Source organism: Ramlibacter sp. WS9 (genome assembly GCF_003797765.1).
Lineage (GTDB): Bacteria > Pseudomonadota > Gammaproteobacteria > Burkholderiales > Burkholderiaceae_C > Ramlibacter.
Genome location: NZ_RKMB01000015.1, coordinates 62,855 through 77,329 on the forward strand (window position 1 = coordinate 62,855; position 14,475 = coordinate 77,329).

Annotated in this window: 12 protein-coding genes; 3 read left to right on the forward strand and 9 right to left on the reverse strand. The window is 65.5% G+C overall.

Annotated elements, in window-relative coordinates:
• Nucleotides 1–64 precede the first annotated feature (64 nt).
• Together cobA and ybiB are read right to left on the reverse strand one after the other, a co-directional pair.
• Nucleotides 65–829, reverse strand: a complete 765-nt coding sequence (gene cobA, locus EEB15_RS20965) for a uroporphyrinogen-III C-methyltransferase (protein ID WP_141511832.1) — start codon at nucleotides 827–829, stop codon at nucleotides 65–67.
• Nucleotides 826–1,752: a DNA-binding protein YbiB gene (gene ybiB, locus EEB15_RS20970; protein ID WP_141511833.1), complete on the reverse strand. Its 927-nt coding sequence runs from the start codon at nucleotides 1,750–1,752 to the stop codon at nucleotides 826–828. The genes cobA and ybiB overlap by 4 nt, the downstream gene beginning before the upstream one ends.
• Before the next feature lie 252 nt (nucleotides 1,753–2,004).
• Between ybiB and EEB15_RS20975 the strand changes: the two genes are divergently transcribed.
• The 3 genes from EEB15_RS20975 to EEB15_RS20985 are packed head-to-tail and all read left to right on the forward strand — an operon-like array spanning nucleotide 2,005 to nucleotide 5,557.
• A complete protein-coding gene (locus tag EEB15_RS20975; RefSeq protein WP_141511834.1) occupies nucleotides 2,005–3,918 on the forward strand; it encodes a cyanophycin synthetase in 1,914 nt (637 codons plus the stop codon).
• Complete coding sequence (locus EEB15_RS20980; protein ID WP_141511835.1) at nucleotides 3,915–4,379, forward strand: hypothetical protein; 465 nt, start codon at nucleotides 3,915–3,917, stop codon at nucleotides 4,377–4,379. The genes EEB15_RS20975 and EEB15_RS20980 overlap by 4 nt, the downstream gene beginning before the upstream one ends.
• Nucleotides 4,376–5,557 carry a cytochrome P450 gene (locus tag EEB15_RS20985; protein WP_141511836.1) on the forward strand — a complete coding sequence of 394 codons (1,182 nt, stop codon included), beginning with the start codon at nucleotides 4,376–4,378 and terminating at the stop codon, nucleotides 5,555–5,557. The genes EEB15_RS20980 and EEB15_RS20985 overlap by 4 nt, the downstream gene beginning before the upstream one ends.
• Nucleotides 5,558–5,574: 17 nt before the next feature.
• Here the strand turns inward: EEB15_RS20985 and EEB15_RS20990 are convergent, their stop codons facing one another.
• From EEB15_RS20990 to nirB, 7 genes are read right to left on the reverse strand one after another with little or no spacing between them, the layout of a single operon-like run.
• Nucleotides 5,575–5,958 (reverse strand): hypothetical protein, encoded by a 384-nt coding sequence (locus tag EEB15_RS20990; RefSeq protein WP_141511837.1) that lies wholly within the window; start codon nucleotides 5,956–5,958, stop codon nucleotides 5,575–5,577.
• Between the two features lie 9 nt (nucleotides 5,959–5,967).
• Nucleotides 5,968–7,953, reverse strand: coding sequence for a DmsC/YnfH family molybdoenzyme membrane anchor subunit (locus EEB15_RS20995; RefSeq protein ID WP_199236587.1), 1,986 nt, complete (start codon nucleotides 7,951–7,953; stop codon nucleotides 5,968–5,970).
• 17 nt (nucleotides 7,954–7,970) lie between these two features.
• Nucleotides 7,971–8,552, reverse strand: a complete 582-nt coding sequence (locus EEB15_RS21000) for a chlorite dismutase family protein (protein WP_141511838.1) — start codon at nucleotides 8,550–8,552, stop codon at nucleotides 7,971–7,973.
• Between the two features lie 4 nt (nucleotides 8,553–8,556).
• A complete protein-coding gene (locus EEB15_RS21005) occupies nucleotides 8,557–10,803 on the reverse strand; it encodes a molybdopterin oxidoreductase family protein (RefSeq protein ID WP_141511839.1) in 2,247 nt (748 codons plus the stop codon).
• Nucleotides 10,804–10,811: 8 nt separating this feature from the next.
• Nucleotides 10,812–11,198, reverse strand: a complete 387-nt coding sequence (nirD, locus tag EEB15_RS21010) for a nitrite reductase small subunit NirD (protein ID WP_141511840.1) — start codon at nucleotides 11,196–11,198, stop codon at nucleotides 10,812–10,814.
• Complete coding sequence (locus EEB15_RS21015; RefSeq protein ID WP_141511841.1) at nucleotides 11,198–11,989, reverse strand: type IV pili methyl-accepting chemotaxis transducer N-terminal domain-containing protein; 792 nt, start codon at nucleotides 11,987–11,989, stop codon at nucleotides 11,198–11,200. Before EEB15_RS21015 ends, nirD begins: the two co-directional genes overlap by 1 nt.
• Before the next feature lie 14 nt (nucleotides 11,990–12,003).
• Nucleotides 12,004–14,436 (reverse strand): nitrite reductase large subunit NirB, encoded by a 2,433-nt coding sequence (gene nirB, locus EEB15_RS21020; protein WP_141511842.1) that lies wholly within the window; start codon nucleotides 14,434–14,436, stop codon nucleotides 12,004–12,006.
• Nucleotides 14,437–14,475 lie beyond the last annotated feature (39 nt).

Below are 14,475 nucleotides of genomic sequence, written 5' to 3' on the forward strand. Positions count from 1 at the left end.
AAAAAGGTAACACAAGAAGGGCGCGCGCGGTATCGGGGAAAGAGGCAGGCGAGGTGCGCCGGACTCAGGCAACATGGAACTGCACCGGCGCCGACACCGCGGCGACGCCGCTGATCACGTCGCCGACGACGATGACCGAGGGGCTGGCCAGCTGTTCGCGGGCGATGGTGGCGTCCAGTTCGCCCAGCGTGGTGACGGCGCTGCGTTCGTCCGGCAGGCTGGCCCGGTGGACCACGGCCACGGGGGTGGACGCCGGCAGGCCCGTGAGCAGCTCTTGCTGGATGTGGCCGGCGCCGCTCACGCCCATGTAGATCACCAGCGTGAGCTTGGCGTCGCGCGCGGTGGCCGCCAGGGCACGCCAATCGGTGCCCTGCGAGCCTGGCTGCGCGTGGCCCGTGACGAAGACCACGCCGTGCGCGTGTTCGCGATGCGTCAGCGGAACGCCCAGGGACGTGACGGCGGCCAGGCCGGAGGTGATGCCGTTGACGACCTGCACTTCGATGCCCGCGGCCTGCAGGTGTTCGACCTCCTCGCCGCCGCGGCCGAAGATGAATGGATCACCGCCCTTCAGGCGCACGACGTTCTCGCCTTCGCGGGCGGCCATGATCATGAGCTTTTCGATGAAGGCCTGCGGCGTGCTCTTGCAACCGCCGCGCTTGCCGACATTGACGATGCGCGCGCCGGGCGAGCCGAAGGCGACGATCTCGGGGCTGACCAGGTCGTCGACCAGCAGCACGGTGGCGGCCTGGATGGCCTTGACGGCCTTCAGGGTCAGCAGTTCCGGGTCGCCGGGACCTGCGCCTACGAGGGTGACTTTGCCGGTGTTCATGTCTCTGCGTTCGTTGGATTGTTTGCCGAAGCCAGATGCAAGATGTGTTCCACCTGCAATGCCATCGATGCCGGCACTGGCTTGCGGCCGGCCAGCACATCCTGAATGTAAGCAGCTGTGGTTTCGGCGTCGATTTCGCGCGGCAGGTCCGGGAGGTCGGTGAGGGTACCTTTCTGGCCTTCCTGCAGGGTCACGCGCCTCCCGGCGATGAAGCCGTCCATTTGCGGCAGGCGGCGCGCGTCGGCCACCACCTCGCCCTCGGTGCCGCGCAGAAGGAGGGCTGTCGAGCCCATGAGTTCGAACACCGCGGCCATCGACACCGCGTACTCCGGGTGCGTGTAACTGCTGACAATCACGGCCGGCCCGTCGCAGGGGTTCATGAGCTTGACCAGGCTATGGCTCGAATTGCGCAGTCCCACGACGCGGCGCACGTCCAGCAGGCGCTTCAGCCCCGGGGACAGCAGCTCGGTCGGCGCATAGGCAGCCTCGCCCGGGGCGATGGCGCGGATCGCGGGGAGGGCGTGGATGTCGAGCGCCTGCAGCACATGGGGAACGAACACGCGGCTGGACTCGGTGGCCGTGCCGTGGATCAGCACCGGCAGGCCACGCCGGGCGATCAGCAGCGCCAGCAGGGGCGTGAGCACCGGCAGCTTTCGCGCGCCGTTGTAACTGGGCAGCACGACGACGGGCTTGCCGCTGGGCGGCACGCGGTTCAGGCGGGCGTAGGCGGCGTCGAGAAAGCCGCCCATTTCTTCAGGCGTTTCGCCCTTGATGCGCATCGACAGGCAGAACGCGCCGATTTCGAGATCCGTCACGGCGCCGTCGAGGATCTGCCCGAACAAGTCGGCCGCCTGCGCACGGCCGATCGAACGCGCGCCCTGCTTGCCGCGGCCGATTTCCTTGATGTACTGGCTGATACCCATGGATGGATTTTCGCTGATGCCTTATGACTTTCGGGTATTTCGCGAATTGAGTGGAAGCGACCCTCCCGCGGAGCCAGTGGTAGCATGCCTTTTTTTTGCGTGGTGGGGCGCATCGCGCCCGGCGAGATTCAGGCGTCCTTCTTCCTGAGAACCTTCGCGCCGCGCTGGTGAAGCAAGGCGAGGCGCCCACTAAGTTAACAACAAACTCGGCGGCGTGATGAAGGCCGTGTCGGAATAGGAGCGCCGGTCCTGATGTTCGAAGATGTTGACAAGGCGGGGAATGAACGAGGTCCCGTGCGCCTGCTTCGCGCTTACCCAGTGCCGGGCTACCAGCGCGACGTGCTGCAGCCATCGCTGGTGGTCGAACTCCGGTGTCCGCCTTTGGCGTCCATCACCTTGGCCATGCTGCAATCGGTGGACAAATGCTTTGCCCGCGCGGCGCCGGGCTATGGCGCAGCGGGCATCGCGGCGGCGGTGCAGGGTCACCCGGTGATCGCCCGGCTGGTGCACCTCACGCTCGAGATCCTGCGCACGGGCGGCATGCCCGCGTTCAGCGACGCCAAGGTCATCCGCTTCGCGAGTGCGGAGTCAGTCATGCTGGCGCTGCCCGCCATGAGCCAGGAGCCCAAGGAAACCTGGATGGTGCTGCATTGGGCCGTGCGGACCTTCAACCTGGCCGCGAGCGGTGCCTCCGTCCAGCCCGCATACGACAACTTGCCCACTGTGCTGCGCACGCTGGAGGCGCAGGCGCCCAAGGGCATCAATTCGCTGCGGTTCCTGCAAGCGGCGCACGAGGCGGGCATCCCGTGGCGGCAGGTGCTGAACAACGTTTTCCAGTTCGGTTGGGGCAGTCAGGCGCGCTGGCTGGACAGCTCGCTGACCGACGAAACGCCGAACATCTCCGCGCGCTTCGCGCGCAACAAGCAGGCCACCGCCCTGCTGTTGCGCAATGCCGGATTGCCGGCGCCGGTGCACGAGATCGCGCGCGATGCGGCCCACGCGCTGAAGCTCGCCGACAAGCTCGGCTACCCGGTGGTGGTCAAGCCCGCAAACCTGGACGGAGGGCACGGCGTCACCGCGGGCATCAACGATGCCAAGGGCGTGTCCGCGGCCTACGCCAAGGCCAGCAAGCTGTCGCAACAGGTCCTCGTGGAAAAGCACTTCGAAGGCAACGACTACCGCCTCCAGGTTTTCAAGGGAGAGGTGTTCTGGGTCACCCACCGGGTACCGGCGAGCGTGACCGGCGACGGCCGCAGCACCGTGCGCGAACTGCTGGACGCCACCAATGCGGACCCTTCGCGTGGGGCGGTCGGCGGGCTCAAGCGCATCGAGTACGACGACGAAGCGGCCTCCATGCTGGCCGACCAGGGCCTGGACCTGGTCGCGGTTCCGCCGGCAGGCATGTTCGTGCGGTTGCGGGGCGCGGCCAACGTCGCGACCGGCGGCGTGCCGGTGCCCGCGCTGGAACATGCGCATCCGGACAACCTCGCGCTGGCGGGCCGCGCCGCGCGCCTGCTGCGCCTGGACATCGCGGGCGTCGATCTCTTGATACCGGACATCAAGCGCTCCTGGCTGGAGAGTGGGGCGTTGATTTGCGAAGTGAACAGCCAGCCCCAGCTCTACCCCCATTTGCCGGCGGAATTGCTCAAGCGCCTGGTGCGCGGGCAGGGCCGCATCCCGGTCGTGGGCGTCCTGGGCACGGACAGGGGCGGCGCATGGCTCGACGGTCTGCAGACGCGCCTGGCCGGGCACGGGATTTGTGTGGGCCTGGCAACGCCCCGGCGCGTGACCATCGCCGGCCAGCCCGTGGCAGCGGGCGAGCCCGACGTGTTTCGCGCCGGGATGATGCTGCTGGGCGATACCCAGGTCGAGACGGCGATCTTCGTCGTGTCGGCGAAGGAGTCCGTGGCGAGCGGCCTGCCGGTCGACCGTTTCGATGTGCTGGTCCTGGAAGGCCCCTGCGCGGACGTCGCGGCCGGCGGCTGGGGCGAGTGGCGCGCGGTGGCCGTGGAACTGGCGGCTTGTTCCAAGTCGGTGGTCATCAACCAGGACTGCCTCGAATGGGGTGCGCTGGGTGCAAGCCTGGTGAATTCGCGCGTCACGGCCTGCCCGGCCGCGGCGCTGGAAGATACGATGTACCGGATGTTGACGGAAGTGGAGCCATGAGCACAGCCTTGCACCGCCGCCTGGGGCCGGCGGAGATCGAAAAATTTTCCTCGCACTACCTCAACGAGGGGCGCAAGCAGGAGTCTTGGCGCATCGACGCGGTCGAGGTCGAGGACGGCCGCCTGCGCGCCGCCGTCTCGATGCGCTCCACGTACGTTTCCAGGACCGACGACAAGGGTTTCCACCTCACCATCTTTTCCACGCTCGAGTTCCTGTCGCAACTGATGATCGTGTACGCGCACGTGAAGGCAGGGCTGGCCGAAAAGACGCTGGAGGGCTGGATGGTGGAGAGCGAAACGCGCAGCGTGCGCGCGATCCGCAGCCCCGACCGGATCGATGTCGACATGGAAGTGCTTTCTATGCGAAAGCGCGGCCACAACCTGTACGGCGTGTGCCGGTACAAGGTGACCGACGAGCAGGGCGGCCTCTTCGAAGTGAAGCTCAAAGGATTTCTCGCATGAACCTGAACGAGACGGCGTTCTTCCAGAACCCGTACCCCTATTACGCGAGCATGCGCAAATCGGACCAGCCCCTGTGGCTGCCGCACGCCCAGGAGAGCACCAGTGAAGGGATGTGGCTGTTTGCCCGCTACGACGACGCGGTCACCCTGTTCCGGGCCGGGCCTGCGATCTCGAAGAACATCAGCACGATCCGCCGGCCCGGAACGGGCACACCTTTCGACCTGCATATGCTGCACCGCGACGCGCCCGACCATCCGCGCCTGCGGCGCCTGGTCGCCGACCGTTTCTCGGCCCAGAACCTCAAGCGTTTCGAGAGCGAGATTTTCGCCATCGTCGACACGCTGGTCGAACGCATGAAAGCCAAGGGCGGCGTGGACCTGGTGACCGACTTCGCCGAGCAGGTGCCGCTGCGCATCATCGGGCACCTGATGGGTATCCCGCAGGAGGACATTCCGCAGATCCGCCAATGGTCACTCGTGATGGTGGAGGGGTTCGATTCCGTGCTCGCGTCGGCCGACGACATGCAACGGCAGCGCGATACCGGAATGGCGTTCCTCAAGTACTTCAGCTCCCTCATGGAAGCGAAGCGCCGCCAGCCGGGCGACGACCTGCTCAGCGAGATGAACACAGCCGTGGACGAGGGGAGCATCAGCGCCGAGGAAGCGCTCGGGATGGCCGGCCTGCTGCTGGTGGCGGGACACGAGACGACCGTCAGCCTGATCGGCAGCGGCCTGTTGCTGTTGCTCAACCACCCCGAGCAACTGGACCTGGTGCGAAAGGAGCCCAACCTCCTGGCCGGGGCGCTCGAGGAGACCCTCAGGTTCGAAAGCCCCGCGCAAAGAGCAACGTTCCGCATCGTCGCCGAGCCCTATGAAATGCGCGGGCTGCGGCTCGAGCCTGGCCAGCAGCTGGGCATCATCATCGGCGCGGCCAATCGCGACGAGTCGCAGTTCGACAATGCAGCGCAGTTCGACATCCGCCGAACGCCCAACCGGCACCTCGCATTCGGCTTGGGCGGGCACAACTGCCTGGGACAGATGCTGGCCCGGCTGGAGGGCCGGATCGCGATCTCGCGGCTGCTCGAACAGTGCCCTGCCTTGCGCCTGGAGGGCGCGGCGTATTGGCGCAAGAACTCGCTGTTCCGCAGCCTCCACACCCTGCCGGCGACCGTCGCATAGCGCCAAGGCCCAACTGCTCAGATTGCGCCGGGCCCGACTTGCGGCCGCTCGGTGTTGGGCACCCATTCCCACCACTCGTGCTGGCCCTCGGGCTTGTTGTCCTGGGTGCGGAACACGTTCCAGGTGACCAGGTAGTCGGGGTTCTCCATGTCCACACCCGAAGGCGGGTGCTTGTAGTGGCCGGGGGGCGCCTTGAACCAGGCGTCGAGGTTGGGCGGCAGGATGAATTCGGCCTGCGTGACCGTGGGGTCGCTGTGCCGCAGGGCTATGGTGATGCCCAGTTCGCCGTCCACTTTGGCCACCTGGCCGCAGTACTGCGACTGCTTGAGCAACTCGCCCTGCAGGCCGAAATAGTTGACGCCGACAACACAGGTCTTGCCGGCCAGTTCTTGCAACTCCATCCGGCGAGCTTAGTGCCTGAGCGGCGCAACGCCAACTTGCGGCATGTTCGCCAGGCCGATGTCGCGGGCATGCTCTTCGAAGCCCTTGTTCTTCCAGAAGAAGGCGCCGGGCATCGTGGTCGGAATGACCAGCACGTAGAACAGGGCGCGGCCGATCAGGCTGGTGGCGACCAGTGTGGCGCCGACGACCGCCAGGCCCAGCAGTGTGAAGACGTTGATGGCATCCAGCACCAGCATGCTCGCCAGCAGCGCGCAGGCCAGGCCGAGGTTCAGGCCCAGCATGGCATTACGCAGCCTGTAGGTCTTGCCGAAGGTCGTGGTCTGGATGTAGTACGACGCGCCGCCTTCATGCTCGGCTGTGCCCATGGCCTTGGCGTGCGCCGTGTGGCCGATGCCTTCGACCAGCATGCCCACGCACATCAGGGCCGTGCAGACGGTGGCGATGTTGATGAAGGGCAGGCCGTTGAAGGCCTGGGTGGCGATCATCACGATGCCGGCGACCAGCGCGCCCAGGGACAACGCGCTGCCCACGAAAGCCGTGCCGACTTGCCAGTGGTTCCAGAACGGGCGTGCCTTGATGCGGTAGCACTTGTACATGTAGTACAGGCCGCCAGCGCTGCCCAAAAGGGCCAGGTAGCCGAACCCGCGGGCCGCGGCCGCCGCAGCGGACAGGCTCACCACATCGGCGATGTCGCGCGAGAGGACCGCGGCAAAAACCGACTGGAACAGGCTGTTGCCCGGCAAGCTGAACAGGATGTGCATGCCCAGCGCGCCCATGAAGATCGCGATGCCCAGGCCTTCGCGCGACACCGGCGAGTGGCGCAGGTTGTTGAAGCCGCGGTAGAAGCGGTGCGGCTTGCCCAGGTGCATGGTGGACATGAACAGGCCGAAAGCCACCATCAGGAAGCACAGGATGGCCAGCGGCGCGTACACCGCTGACTGGGCGAACGTGGCAAAGCCCCGCAGCCCGGCCTGGGCGCCGAGGAAAGTGAGCGCGAAGGCGCCGGCGGAGGCCTGCGCGGCCAGGGTGAACAGCACCAGCGGGTTCTCGCGCGAGGACAGGCGCGCGACGTTCCAGTGCTGGGCCTTGCCCTGCTTCTGGTCGATGGCGGGCCGGTAACGTCCCTTGTCGTCCTTGTGGTACTTCACCGGCATGGAGTCGGTGCGCTTCATTTCGTCGGGCAGCTGCTTGATCTGCTGGAAGCGGATGTTGGGCTGGGTGATCTCGGGCGAGGGGAAGCCGGGGATTTCGACGCGTGCCTGCTCGCGGTTTTCGGGGATGTTCTCGATGACGCCGAAGTCCAGCGCGTTGCCCACACAGGCGGAGACGCAGGCGGGCTTCAAGCCCACTTCGAGCCGGTCCACGCACATATTGCACTTGGAGACCTGACCCTTGACCGGGTCGAGCTGCGGCGCGTTGTACGGGCAGACCCAGGTGCAGTAGCCGCAGCCGAAGCAGGTTTCCGGGTCCTGCAGCACCGCGCCGTATTCGACGTGCTTGGTGTAGGCGCGGGTAGGGCAGCCTTTCAGGCAGACCGGGTCATCGCAATGGTTGCAGGCCATCGAGATGTTCATGCGCTTGTAGTCGGGGTAGCTGCCGCCTTCCACATAGCCGACCGAGCGGAAGGCCAGGTGCGCGGGGTTGTCGTTCTTTTCGCTGCAAGCCGCTTCGCAGGCGTGGCAGCCGATGCAGTTGTCGGCGGTGAAGAAAAAGCCGTGCTGCTTGTTGCGGTTGGGGTTGGTGCCCACCGCCGGGTTCTCGTTGATGAACATCGAGCGGCCGACCGGCAGCTTGCCTTCGGTGTGCGCGATCAGGTCGATCTTCTGGCCGTAGCGGTTTGTTTCCTTGATCGTCTGGTCACGCAGCATCGCGTAGTGCTGCTCCTCGGTGCGGATTTCCCAGATCTTGCGGCCCGGGGGCGTCGCGGGCGCCGTGGAACCCACCGGCAGCAGCATGGCCTCGCCGGTCTTCAGGTTGGTGGTGATGTTCATCATGGCGGTATGTCTCGGTTTCAGGCCGGGTCCAGGGCTAAGCGGATGTCGACTTCACGGTCGACGTAGTTCCATTCGGGCGACGAACGCAATGCGTGCACGAGCTCTTCAAAGGCAGCGGAGTCGGCCGGCGCGTACTCGAACCAGGTAATGAAGTCGAAAGGCTCCGACGGGCCGAGGTCACGGCAGTGGTGCAGGCGCCGGGCCACGGCAGGCAGGTATTTCAGGCCGATCGCGATGTGCTGCGACTGGGCTTCGAAGACGGCGCGGCGCTCGTCCTGCGTCAGCGCCCACCAGGCGGCGTTTTTGCGGATCGGGATCAGGGCGGCGCGGGTGGCCGCGGGTCGGCCCAGGCCTTCCTGCTTGGCGACCAGGGTGGTCTTTTCCTCGCGCTCCACATAGCGCTCGTTGCTGGTGATGCCGCGCAGCGACCACGAGGCGTTCGCGGGTAGCTCGACTGCCGCATCGGCAACGACGCTGATCCTGGTGGCGGGAGGCACGGGCTCACCGACGACGGGAGTGATCCGCTCCACGCGCCACGGCCCGTCGCTGCCGGCGATGAAGCCGAACAGGCGGGGGACGGATGGCGTTGCGCTGCTCATGGCTTCAGAACGTGCGGCGTTCCAGGTTCAGGCGTGCGGCTTCCTGCTGGTCGGTCTTCTCGATGCGCACGGCGTTCTGCTTGAACGCCGGCTGGCGCGAGTACGGGTCCAGCAGGCCCAGCGTCAGGCGGTTCACGCAGTCATGGAAGTGGAAGGGGATGAACACCATGTTGCGGCCCACGCGATGCGTGAGCTGCACCATCACCACCGCGTCGCCGCGGCGGCTGACGACGCGCACGTAGCTGCTGTGTTCGATGCCCAACTCTTCAGCCGCGTCGGGGTTCATCTCCATGTACGGCGTGGGGCTGAACTTGTTGCAGTTGCCGATCTTGCCTGTGCGGGTGCGGGTGTGGAAGTGCTCCACCACGCGGCCCGAATTCAGCCAGAACGGGTATTCGCCGTCCGGGCATTCGTTGTTGTTGACGAAGCGCACCGGGATCAGGTTGGCCTTGCCACTGGGCGTCTGGAACACGCCGTCGGTGTACAGGCGCGGATCGCCGTCGAAGGGCAGCCGCTTCTTCATGTCGAGGTTCTGCGAGAAGCCGCCCTTCTGCATGTCGGCCTGGGCCTGCTCTTCGCTGTACGGCCACTGGATGCCGCGCGCGGCCTCGATGCGGTCGTAGCTCATGCCCGAGATGTCCAGCGTGCGGCCCTCGCCGACGGACAGGATCTTCATTTCCTCGAAGGCGCCTTCGGGCGTAGCGGGGAAGTGGATCTTGTTGCGGTCCTCGAACCGCTTGGCCATCTCGTTGAAGATCCAGAAGTCGGGCTTGGAGTCGGCGTAGGCCGGCAGCACGTTGCGCGTGAGGTTGACGCGCCGCTCGGTGTTGGTGTGGCAGCCTTCCTTCTCGGCCCACACGGCGGCCGGCAGGAAGACGTGCGAGTACTTGTTGGTCTCCACGTCTTCGTAGACGTCCTGCACCACCAGGAACTCCAGGTTCTCCATCGCCTTGATGATGCGCGGCTGGTTGGGCATGGAGGTCATGGGGTTGGTGGCCACCAGCCACAGGCCCTTGATCTCGCCGGTTTCGATGGCGGGGAAGATGTCGGTTTGCGCCAGGCCGCGCTTGGCCGGGAAGAAGCTCTCGTCGATGCCCCAGAAGTCGGCGATGTGCTTGCGGTCCTTTTCTTTTTCCAGCGCACGGTAGCCGGGCAGGCCCGAGCATGACGACCATTCGCGCGTGCCCATCGCATTGCACTGGCCTGTGATCGACAGGCTGGTGCCGCCGGGGATGCCGATGTTGCCGGTGATCAAGTTGAGGTTGTTGATGTCGACCACGCCGTCCGAGCCGTGGGTGGACTGGTTGATGCCCATGGTCCAGATGCTCATGGCGGCCGGCGCCTTGGCATAGATGCGCGCGACGGTGCGGATGCGGTCCTCGTCGATGCCGCAGATGTGCTGGGCCGTCTTGGGGTCGTAGTCGGCAACCAGCGCGCGCAGTTCCTCGATACCTTGCGTGTGGTTGGCGATGTACTCGTCGTCCTGCAGGCCTTCCTTGAAGATGACGTGCATCATCGCGTTGATCAGCACCGTGTCGGTCCCAGGCGTGATCGGCAGGTGGATGTCGGCGAACTGGGCCAGCATGGTCACGCGCGGATCGACCACGATCAGCGGGAACTTGCGCTTTTCCAGCGCTTCCTTCAGCCGCCAATAGATGATGGGGTGCTGCTCGGGCAGGTTGGAGCCGAAGGCCATCAGGCAGTGCGTGTGCTCGAAGTCGCCATAGCAGCCGGGCGGGCCGTCGGAGCCGAAGGAGCGCTTGTAGCCGGACACGGCCGAGGCCATGCACAGCGTGGTGTTGCCGTCGTAGTTGTTGGTGCCGATCTGGCCGCGCACCAGCTTGCCCAGGGTGTAGAACTCTTCCGTCAGCAACTGCCCGGTGGAGACCACGGCGAACGAATCGCGGCCGTACTTGGCCTGGATTTCCTTGATCTTCTCAGCCGTCTTGTCCAGCGCTGCTTCCCAATTGGCGGGCTGGAACGGCAGGTGCGCCTTTTCGCGCATCAGCGGCATGGTGCCACGGCCGGGCGAGTCGAACAGCTCGTGCTCCAGCAGGCCCTTGATGCACAGCTTGCCGCGGTTCACGTCGGCGCCGGCGTGGCCACGGCTGGTGACGATCTTGCCCTTCTCGTTCAGGCCGATCTCGATGGCGCAACCGGTCGAGCAGTAGTTGCACGTCGTGTACTTCCACTCCTTGACCTCCTTGGCCGGAATGGAGATGGGCTTGCGATGGGTGCGGCCGAATAGCATGCGTTGACTTACGTTGTGGCGGTTTCTCTAAGCGTCGGGCCGGCGACGGGCCGGGGCAGGTCGGTGGCGTGGTTGGCGAGTTCGTTGGCGTCCAGGTGAACCACGCCGGCTTCCACCTTCACCGCGAACTTCGGGGTACAGCCCTCATCTGGTGCCTTGGCGCAGCCGTCGGCCATGCCGATGGTCCAGTTGTGCAAGGGGCATGCCACACTGGTGCCGAACACGATGCCCTGCGACAGAGGGCCACCCTTGTGGGGGCAACGGTCGAGCAGGGCGAACACTTCGTCCTGGTCGTTGCGGAACACCGCGACGTCGACGCCCTTGGGGCGGGCGACGCACCGCGAGCCCAGCACGGGGATGTCGTCCACGCGGCAGATCGGTTTCCATTCACTCATCACGCTGCTCCTGAAACTTTGATTCCGCTGTACAGGCCGGTGATCCGGTCCATCACGCTCAGCAGGTTTTCGCTGGTGACGAACACATCCGACATCAGCTTGGGCGATTGCATCCCGTCCATGTGCTGCAGCCCCTGGTTGAAAAAGATCCACTGCATATCCGCCAAGCCGAGTTCTTCCTTGATCTTCGGCGTTGTCTCCGGCGCGTTGCGCAGCAGCTCCGTGGCCGCCACGAATTCGGCGCGGGCCTTGCCGATCTCGGCGACGCTGCCCTGCGGGTCCACCTTCATGGCGTTGGCCAGGTAGAACTTGGCCATGCGCTGCGACAGCATGCGCTGGCGGCCGGCGATGTTCACCAGCTTGCCCACCGTTTTGGCGGATGCCCGCTCGTATTGCTGCGTGCCCTGGTTGGCCAGCGCCAGGATGGCGCCGTCCAGCTGGATGACCTTGGCAGCGTGCTCCTTGGCAGGGGCCGTCCCGACCACGACGCCCTTGAACTCGCTCCACACGGCTTCGAGCTTGGCGTAGGTTTCGCGAATATCGGGCGCCGGGGCAAAAGCCTTGAGTTCGGCCAGCTGGCGGTCGAACAACGCCAGCGAGCGGTCCAGCACCTGACGGGCGGAGTCGGCTTCCACCTTGTGGGCCAGTGCCAGGTAGGCCTTGCTGATGCGCTGCGACAGCATGCGCTGGCGCCCGGCCTTGTTGATGGCGTCGTTGAGGTCCGTCACCTGCGCGTGGGCCGACAGGCCGAGTAGCGCGGCGGACGATGCGATGAAGTCGCGTCTTTTCATACTTCGTTCTCTGTTCAGGCGGGCAACTTGTCGAACTGGCGCGTGTCCACGGCCGCCTTGTCGAATTCGAACCACGGATCGGGCTCGTCCTTGAGCGCGGCTTGCAGGCGGGCCCACAGGGCACGGCGCAGGTCGTGGTCTTCCAGGATCTTTTTCTTCACATAGTCCAGGCCAACGCGGCCGACGTAATGCACCGTGCGCTCCAGGTACCAGCCTTCCTCGCGGTACAGCTGCATGAAGGCGCCGGTGTACTCCAGCACTTCTTCCGACGTCTTGAGCTTGGTGAAGAAGTGCGCCACTTCCGTCTTGATGCCGCCGTTGCCGGCGACGTACATCTCCCAGCCGGAGTCGACGCCGATGATCCCGACGTCCTTGATGCCGGCTTCGGCGCAGTTGCGCGGGCAGCCCGACACGGCGAACTTCACCTTGTGCGGCGCGTACATGCGCCACATGGCTTTTTCCAGGTCCTTGCCCATCTGGGTGGAGTCCTGCGTGCCCATGCGGCACCACTCGCTGCCGACGCAGGTCTTCACCGTGCGCAGCGCCTTGGCGTAGGCGTGGCCCGAAGGCATGCCGATGTCCTTCCAGACGTTCTGCAGGTCTTCCTTCTTGACGCCCAAGAGGTCGATACGCTGGCCGCCGGTGACCTTGACGGTCGGAATCTTGTACTTGTCCACCGCATCCGCGATGCGGCGCAGTTCGTCAGCCGTGGTTTCGCCGCCCCACATGCGCGGGATGACGGAGTAGGTGCCGTCCTTCTGGATGTTGGCGTGGCTGCGCTCGTTGATGAAACGAGATTGCGGATCGTCCTTGGCCTCATGGGGCCAGGTGGAGATGAGGTAGTAGTTGACGGCCGGGCGGCAGCTGGAGCAGCCGTTGGGCGTCTTCCAGCTCATGGCCTTGAACACGTCGGCGATCTTCAGCAGCTTGCTGTCGCGGATGGCATCGCGCACGGCCTGGTGGCCATGGTCGGTGCACGCGCACATCGGCTTGAGCTTCGGCGTGGCCGAGTAGTCGCCGCCGGCGGTGAACATCAGGATCTGTTCCACCAGGCCGGTGCAGGAGCCGCAGGAGGCGCTGGCCTTGGTGTGCTTCTTCACCTCGTCGAGCGTGAACAGGCCCTTTTCCTTGATGGCCTTGCAGATCGTGCCCTTGTTCACGCCGTTGCAGCCGCAGACCTCTGCGTCGTCGGGCATGGAGGCGGCCTTGTTGTGGCCCTCGTGGCCGGTGTCGCCGATGTTGGATTCGCCGACGAGCAGCTTGTCGCGGATGTCCTTCACACTGCGGCCGTCGCGCAGCAGCTTGAAGTACCAGCTGCCGTCCACGGTGTCGCCGTACAAGCAGGCGCCCACCAGCTTGTCGCCCTTGATGACCAGCTTCTTGTAGACTCCGCCGCCCGGGTCGGACATGACGATCTGCTCCGTGCCTTCGCCGCCCATGAATTCACCGGCGGAGAACAGGTCGATGCCCGTGACCTTCAGCTTGGTGGAAGTGAGCGAGCCGGTGTAGCGGCCGATGCCGAACTGGGCCAGGTGGTTGGCCGCGACCTTGGCCTGCTCGAACAGCGGGGCCACCAGGCCGTAGGCGATGCCGCGGTGGGCGGCGCATTCACCGACGGAGTAGATGCGTGCATCGGTCACCGTCTGCATCGTGTCGTTGACGACGATGCCGCGGTTGCAGTGCAGGCGCATCGTCTCGGCCAGCTCGGTGTTGGGGCGGATGCCGACGGCCATGACGACCAGGTCCGTGGGGATCTCCATGCCGTCCTTGAACTTGATGGCCATCACACGGCCATCTTTGTCGGGAACGAGCTCCTGCGTCTGTGCGCCGATCAGGAACTTGAGGCCGCGGTCTTCCAGCGACTTCTGCAGCAGCTTGCCCGCCACGTCGTCCAGCTGGCGCTCCATCAGCCAGGGCATGACGTGCACCACGGTGACGTCCATGCCGCGCAGCATCAGGCCGTTGGCGGCTTCCAGGCCCAGCAGTCCGCCGCCGATGACGACAGCCTTCTTGTATTTCTGCGACGCGTCGATCATCGCGTTGGTGTCGGCGATGTCGCGGTAGGCGATCACGCCCTGCAAGTCCTTGCCCGGCACGGGCAGAATGAAGGGGTTGGAGCCGGTGCACATCAGGAGGCGGTCATACGGCTCCTCGGTGCCGTCTTCCGCACGCACCACGCGGCGCACGCGATCAACCTCGATCACCTTCTTGCCGGCGTGGAGCTTGATGTTGTTCTCTTCGTACCACTCCCAGGAGTTCAGCACGATCTCGTCCAGCGTCTGCTCGCCGGCGAGCACCGGCGAGAGCAGGATGCGGTTGTAGTTGGGATGCGGCTCGGCGCCGAAGACCGCGATGTCGTACAGGTCCGGCGCGACTTTCAGAAGCTCTTCGATGGTGCGCACGCCCGCCATGCCGTTGCCCACCATCACCAACTTCGATCTTTTCACTTTTCTCTCCAATGGATACTTCTTTCAATGGAGTGCAAG

Excerpts from the sequence above, each read along its gene's own strand:
- EEB15_RS20980 (WP_141511835.1), top strand. The coding sequence starts at position 3,915 with ATGAGCACAGCCTTGCACCGCCGCCTGGGGCCGGCGGAGATCGAAAAA.
- EEB15_RS20995 (WP_199236587.1), bottom strand. The coding sequence starts at position 7,953 with ATGATGAACATCACCACCAACCTGAAGACCGGCGAGGCCATGCTGCTG.
- EEB15_RS21015 (WP_141511841.1), bottom strand. The coding sequence starts at position 11,989 with ATGAAAAGACGCGACTTCATCGCATCGTCCGCCGCGCTACTCGGCCTG.
- ybiB (WP_141511833.1), bottom strand. The coding sequence starts at position 1,752 with ATGGGTATCAGCCAGTACATCAAGGAAATCGGCCGCGGCAAGCAGGGC.
- EEB15_RS21005 (WP_141511839.1), bottom strand. The coding sequence starts at position 10,803 with ATGCTATTCGGCCGCACCCATCGCAAGCCCATCTCCATTCCGGCCAAG.
- cobA (WP_141511832.1), bottom strand. The coding sequence starts at position 829 with ATGAACACCGGCAAAGTCACCCTCGTAGGCGCAGGTCCCGGCGACCCG.
- EEB15_RS20975 (WP_141511834.1), top strand. The coding sequence starts at position 2,005 with ATGTTCGAAGATGTTGACAAGGCGGGGAATGAACGAGGTCCCGTGCGC.
- EEB15_RS20990 (WP_141511837.1), bottom strand. The coding sequence starts at position 5,958 with ATGGAGTTGCAAGAACTGGCCGGCAAGACCTGTGTTGTCGGCGTCAAC.
- EEB15_RS20985 (WP_141511836.1), top strand. The coding sequence starts at position 4,376 with ATGAACCTGAACGAGACGGCGTTCTTCCAGAACCCGTACCCCTATTAC.
- EEB15_RS21000 (WP_141511838.1), bottom strand. The coding sequence starts at position 8,552 with ATGAGCAGCGCAACGCCATCCGTCCCCCGCCTGTTCGGCTTCATCGCC.
- nirD (WP_141511840.1), bottom strand. The coding sequence starts at position 11,198 with ATGAGTGAATGGAAACCGATCTGCCGCGTGGACGACATCCCCGTGCTG.